3 protein-coding genes are annotated in these 6,093 nt (G+C 36.0%); 1 reads left to right on the plus strand and 2 read right to left on the minus strand.

What is annotated here, in order from left to right; all coding sequences use genetic code 11:
* On the plus strand, positions 1-1,651 hold a 1,651-nt coding region (locus tag ACP6PL_RS17985), incomplete at its 5' end, for a sensor histidine kinase (protein ID WP_426546642.1).
* Between the two features lie 368 nt (positions 1,652-2,019).
* On the opposite strand, the gene ACP6PL_RS17990 is transcribed toward ACP6PL_RS17985, so the two are convergent.
* Positions 2,020-2,709, minus strand: coding sequence for an adenylate/guanylate cyclase domain-containing protein (locus ACP6PL_RS17990; protein ID WP_426546643.1), 690 nt, complete (start codon positions 2,707-2,709; stop codon positions 2,020-2,022).
* A 12-nt stretch (positions 2,710-2,721) separates the two neighbouring features.
* Entirely contained in the window at positions 2,722-5,427 is a 2,706-nt protein-coding gene (locus ACP6PL_RS17995) for a response regulator (protein WP_426546644.1), read from the minus strand.
* Positions 5,428-6,093 lie beyond the last annotated feature (666 nt).

Here is a 6,093-nt window from a genome sequence, read left to right on the forward strand (position 1 = left end):
AGAAGAAGCATTAGCTAATGAACTGGCAGCTAAATTCTACCTAGACTGGGGGAAAGCAAAAATTTCCCAAACCTATATGGTAGAAGCTTACTATTGTTATGCTCGGTGGGGAGCTAAGGCTAAGATTAACCAACTAGAAACACTATACCCCGAACTACTCACCCCTGTATTTCAACAGCAACAGATACAATTGAATCCCCTTGATAGTATTGAGCAGGTGACTCAAACACTAACCTCAAAAAACACGACTAAAACAACCAGTACGGGATTATCCGATACCCTAGATTTGGCAGCACTATTACAAGCAGCTCAAGCTATCTCCGGCATCATAGAGCTTGAACCACTATTGAGCAAAATTCTACAGATTATTCTCACCAATGCCGGGGCAAAAAAAGCTGTTTTACTCATTTGGGAAACTGACCAATGGTATCTGCGGGCTATAGCACAACTGACAACAGATGGTAAAGTAGAGACCAATAGCACCTCACAACTATTAACTACAGAAAGTCCAGTCCCGACTCGCTTGATTCAATATGTGCAACACACAGAGTCCGTTGTACTCATTGATGAAGCCAAAACCGAAATTGCTGGCATCCTCGAAGGGTATTTACTCCAATATCAACCTCAAAGTGTCTTATGTGTGCCACTATTGCATAAAGGTCATTTAGTTGCTATTTTGTACTTAGAGCATCCCACTACAAAAGGCATTTTTACTACCGAACGCCAGAAGATAGTTGAATTTCTCTGCGCTCAAGCTGCCATTGCTCTGGAAAATGCCCAACTATACGAGCAAGCCCAAAAAGCACTGCGAGATTTACAAAAAGCACAACTACAAATAGTTCAAAGTGAAAAAATGTCAGCATTAGGGACTTTGCTCTCTGGTGTTGCCCATGAAATCAATAATCCATTGGGGTTCATTGCTGGCAATATTTCAATGGCCGAAAACAACCTGAATGACTTATTAGAGCATTTAGAACTATATCAAGAAAATACTTCTACTGGAGAAATCGAAGATCATGCCGAAGAAATAGATTTGGAATATTTGCAAGAAGATTTTCCCAAGATATTAAAGTCGATGAATGTGGGAGTAGAGCAGATGAAAAATATCAGCACCAGTCTGAGGATATTTTCCCGCAAAGATCAAGAGCATAAGACGAAATTCAATATCCATGATGGGATAGAGAGTACATTAATAATTCTCAAACATCGTACCAAGGCTAACGATAAACGTCCAGCAATAGAAATTATTAAAGAATATGGGGAAGTTCCAGAAATTAACTGTTTTGCTGGTCAGTTAAATCAGGTATTTATGAATATTTTGGCAAATGCGATAGATGCTTTTGATGAAGCAAATATTGGTAAAACTTATGCTGAGATTGAAGAGAAACCGAATCAAATTAAGATTCAGACATTTCAACTAGATGAAAATCAAATACAGATTGAAATTCAAGACAATGGTAGTGGGATGAAATCAGAGACCAAAAATAGAATATTTGAACAAGGATTTACAACAAAAGGAGTGGGTAAAGGAACAGGTTTAGGGATGGCGATCGCTCATCAAATTATTACAGAAAAACATGGTGGTCAAATTAGCTGCGAATCTACAGTTGGACAAGGCACAATATTTACGATAGTCTTACCAATTATTTAAGTATAACAATATGATTTAAGTTGTGAGATATTGCATACTTTTAGAAAACAGGGAACATAGAATAAAAAATGTATCTTAATTCATCAGATAACTGCTATATTCCTTCCTTTTCAGGAACACCTCAATTCTCACATCTGATTCCTGATTGCTATAGGTGGCCATAAAATTTGTATTATACCACTTTGAAAAAAGAATGCTACGAAAAGGTAGCTCTCGATCGGATGTGCTGAAAAATAGCTGCTCCAATTCATTTTAGATAGTTATATCTATCGTTTTTACTTTTTTTTGAATGTTTATCACTTCTTGCTTCTTGCTTCTTCCTTCTTCCTTATTTCTACCATTTGTAGCAAACATTTATTTAATTGCTATTATTTCTGAGTAAACGTCCAAACCCCATTCCAATTTTTGGGCACACCAGTTACCATCAACTCATCAATTCTTTCTAAATACAGTTGAGCTGTTTTATCTGAAGAATTAACTGCTAAAACTTTCTCAAAATATTCTTTAGCAGAAACTAACTCCCCTAAACGATAAGACTCCAAACCTAATCCAAAATCTGCCTGAGTTTTTAATTTTAATTCTCGTACATAATCAACTTCACCATCCACCACTTCATAAACATTAATAGGTTCATCTCTACCCTTAACAGATGCCCTATCTAAAAATCTAATTTGATATTTTTGCGGATTCTTTAAACAGTTAAAAACTGACTCAGAAATTAATAAAGAAACACCATAAAACTTAGTCAAACCTTCCAAACGAGCTGTCAAATTCACATTATCAGAAAGCGCATCTCCAGACATCCGGCCTTCCTCCCCAACTATACCTACCATCATGTGACCCCAATGAATACCTATACCAATTTTAATTGGGGGAAAATCTTCTGCTTTGAGAATCTGATTATATTCTTGTAATTTCTTGAGTTGAGCAATAGCAGTTTCAACGGCATCATCCACCCCATCTGGGAATACTGCCATAATGCCATCTCCCATAAACTTAATAATTAAACCATTGCGATCGCGAATTTCTGGACAAACTTGTTGTAAATAACCATTCACATAAGCAAAATTTTATTGAGAAGTCATCTGCTCAGATATAGTTGTAAAAGAGCGAATATCAGAAAAGAAAATCGCCATTTCTTTACTAACTCTATCGCCTAGCTTAACATTAATAATGCTTTCTTTTGAGAGTAACCTCACATATTCGTGGGGCACAAAACGTCCGTAGGCATTAGTAATTTTTGATAATTGAATATGTGTTTTAACCCTAGTTAATAACTCATCTTTAGCAAAAGGTTTAGTTAAATAATCATTAGCACCAAATTGGAAACCCATAACCAGATCGGCTACTTGATTTTTAGCAGTTAACATTAATACAGGCAAACTTTGGGCTGGATATTTTTCTCTAATTTTAGCGCAAACTTCATAACCAGACATATTCGGCATCATTACATCTAGCAAAATTAGATCGAAATCATCATGCTCCTGCAAAGCAACTAAAGCTTCTTTTCCGTTTAATGCTTCAGTAATTTTGTAGTTGTTAGCTTGAAGATGATTACGCAAAACTTGAATATTTATCAGTTCATCATCCACAACTAAAATGTGAAAATTACCTCCAGCTAGATGACTTTCTACGGGTTCGCTTTCTAAAGGTATGTCTACTTGATCAATCAGATATCGAACACTATTAACTGTAGGAGTAGTAAGACTGGGAGTATCTGCTACAGTTTTTTGAGAAATGGGTAGGGTAAAACTAAAACTAGAACCTACACCAACCTCTGACTCTACCCAAATTCGACCGCCGTGGAGTTCGACTAATTGTTTGGTGACTGCTAACCCTAAACCTGTACCACCATATTTTCTGGCTGTGGAACCTTCTCCTTGTTCAAAGGATTCAAAAATACTTTCTAGTTTATCACTTGGAATACCAATGCCAGTATCAGAAACAACAATTTTTAGTTCTTGAGATTGCCCTTGACTTTGACTAGAGTCTTCTGAGATCGAGAGTACGCCAGGAGAATGTACAGAATTTTTAGTAATTACTACTGCACAGATTTCGACTTTACCAGAGTCAGTAAATTTAATAGCATTGCCAATTAAGTTATAAAGTATTTGTTGAAGACGGTTTTCATCAGCACAAACAGGAGGTAAATTTGTGGGAATAGCATCTACTAATTGCAGATTTTTATTTTTGCTGACCGAAACTTGATTTAAACTGACTACTGCTTCGACTACTCCACGGACATCAACAGCTTTAGTTTGTAATTCTAGTGTGTTATGTGTGATTTTAGAAAAGTCAAGAATGTCGTTAACAAGATTGGAAAGACGACGAGCACTAGAAACTATCATAGTTAAGTTAGAAGTGGTTACAGGATTTAACTTACCTGTGCAACCATCTATCAGAAATTCACCAATACCGATAATACCATTTAGTGGCGTCCGTAGTTCGTGGGAAGTGTTGGCTAAAAATTCGTCTTTGAGGCGATCTAATTTTTTAAGTTCTTCGTTTTTTGTTTCTAAGGTGTGAAAAGAATTTTTGAGCTGGGTTGCCATATGATCAAAGGACTGAGCAAGTTCTCCTACTTCATCACCACGGTGAATATCAAGTTGATTTTCCCATTTTCCTTCCGCAATTTTTTTAGCAGCAGAATTAAGTTGTAATATTGGTTTAGTAATCCAGTAAGTAGTAACTATCCCTATTAATATAGCTACAATCAGAGCAGTAACACTTAATAAAATGGTGGTTCTGGTATTAGCGTCTATTTTGATCATGAAGTCATCTTGAGGAACAACAACTACTACTAACCAATCAATACCCCGTCCATCTGCAACTGGCATAATACTTGCATAGTACCACTTTCCATTAATAGTGAAATTCAGTTGTTTACTGCTATCTACTTTTTCTAAACTACCAAATGTTTTTTCTAAGTGGGTTGCAGTCACGCTGACCATACTATTACCACTATCAAGAGCGTGTAAGCGTTCTATTTTTCTGTTTCCATCAACTTCACTAATCACAAAAGGTTCGGAAATTTGGGAACTAGCAATTAAATTTCCAGATCGCTCCATGATAAAGCTTTTGCCATTAGGACTAATCTTTAAGTCAGTGAGGAATTCTGTCATTTGCGTTAAGCTGCTTTCATTACCTAAAACTCCGATTAAATCACCTTCAGAATCAAAAATAGGTTTGACTGCAGCTATATCTAAAGATGTGTTAGAACCAGAGAAAGCTGAATAAATAGGACTCCATGTAGGTTTGCCCAATTTTTTTGCTGCTTGATACCAGGGACGAATGCGTGGATCGTACTCTCTAACTCTTAATAGTTTGCCGATCTCGCCACCCTCGTCTAATTGATAAATTTTACGCAATGGTTGAGTAGCTGTAGTCCGAATTCTGAAGACAATATCTCCATTATGATTAATGTCAACGTTAATAAACTCTCCCTGTTCATTACCAAAAAAAAGCTCGGTTTCCCACTTCTGCTGTTTGATAATTTGCCAAAAGTAGAGTTGCATTGCCCTAAAGTCGTAAACATCAAAGTTTCCACTGGTAATAGAATCATTAGTTATTCTTAGCACTTGATGGGATTGATCTAGATAATCTAAAACGTGTTGCTGAATACGAGTACTAATTTCTTTAGTTAACTTATTCGCCAAAGTATCAACTGATTGGCGTCCATTAGTAAAAGAAAAATATCCCACTAATCCAACAGCAGTCACTATTTGCAGAATAAACGGGACAATGAGAACAGTTTTTAGGGAAAGTTTGTTAAACATTTTGCCTAGGTTGGTATTATACTAATTATCAAAAATAAAACTATCGTTTAAAACTATTTCAACTACTTTGGAATTAGGGTAAGTTGCCAAGATATAATACTAATTTATATAACCCATTTAGGATCTATTTAATACCAAATTTGGTTATCATGCATTACTTTTTTCAAAATTCTCTCTAATCTCCCCAAAAAGATACCCTATAAACCGGATTTAGTATAAAATATAGATGGGCAGTAGGGGCGTGGGAGATAAGGTAAGATGGTGAATACGATGGCCTTATTATAACTTTTTCCTCTATTTTATTTCTCAATTTCCTGACTTATAATTCCTTAATCTTGACTCCTTTGCCAAAAACCCACACCTTGACAAAGATAACAAATGGCTTCTATATTATAGCAATTACCATATATTCATGCTATACTTAGATGGTACTTTAATTATTAAGTAATTAAGACAGGTGCATGGAACTTTTTTGATAATTAGCACCCCAGGAGACTATTAATTAGGGTTTGCTGAAAAAGTTTTATGGGTAAGGGTAGGAGTCAGGAGACAGGAGACAGGAAACAGGAGAAATGAGAATTATAGGGAAGGTACTCGAAAAATTATTCCTCCTCCTTACTCCTTACTCATTACTCCTACAACAGTTTTGTGGTCTACTCAACTGAA

The sequence above is a fragment of the Dapis purpurea BLCC-M126 genome (genome assembly GCF_050015975.1).
Taxonomy (GTDB): domain Bacteria; phylum Cyanobacteriota; class Cyanobacteriia; order Cyanobacteriales; family Microcoleaceae; genus Trichodesmium.

Bases quoted from the DNA above. Each gene is read 5' to 3' on its own strand.
- ACP6PL_RS17995 (WP_426546644.1), bottom strand. From the start codon at position 5,427: ATGTTTAACAAACTTTCCCTAAAAACTGTTCTCATTGTCCCGTTTATT.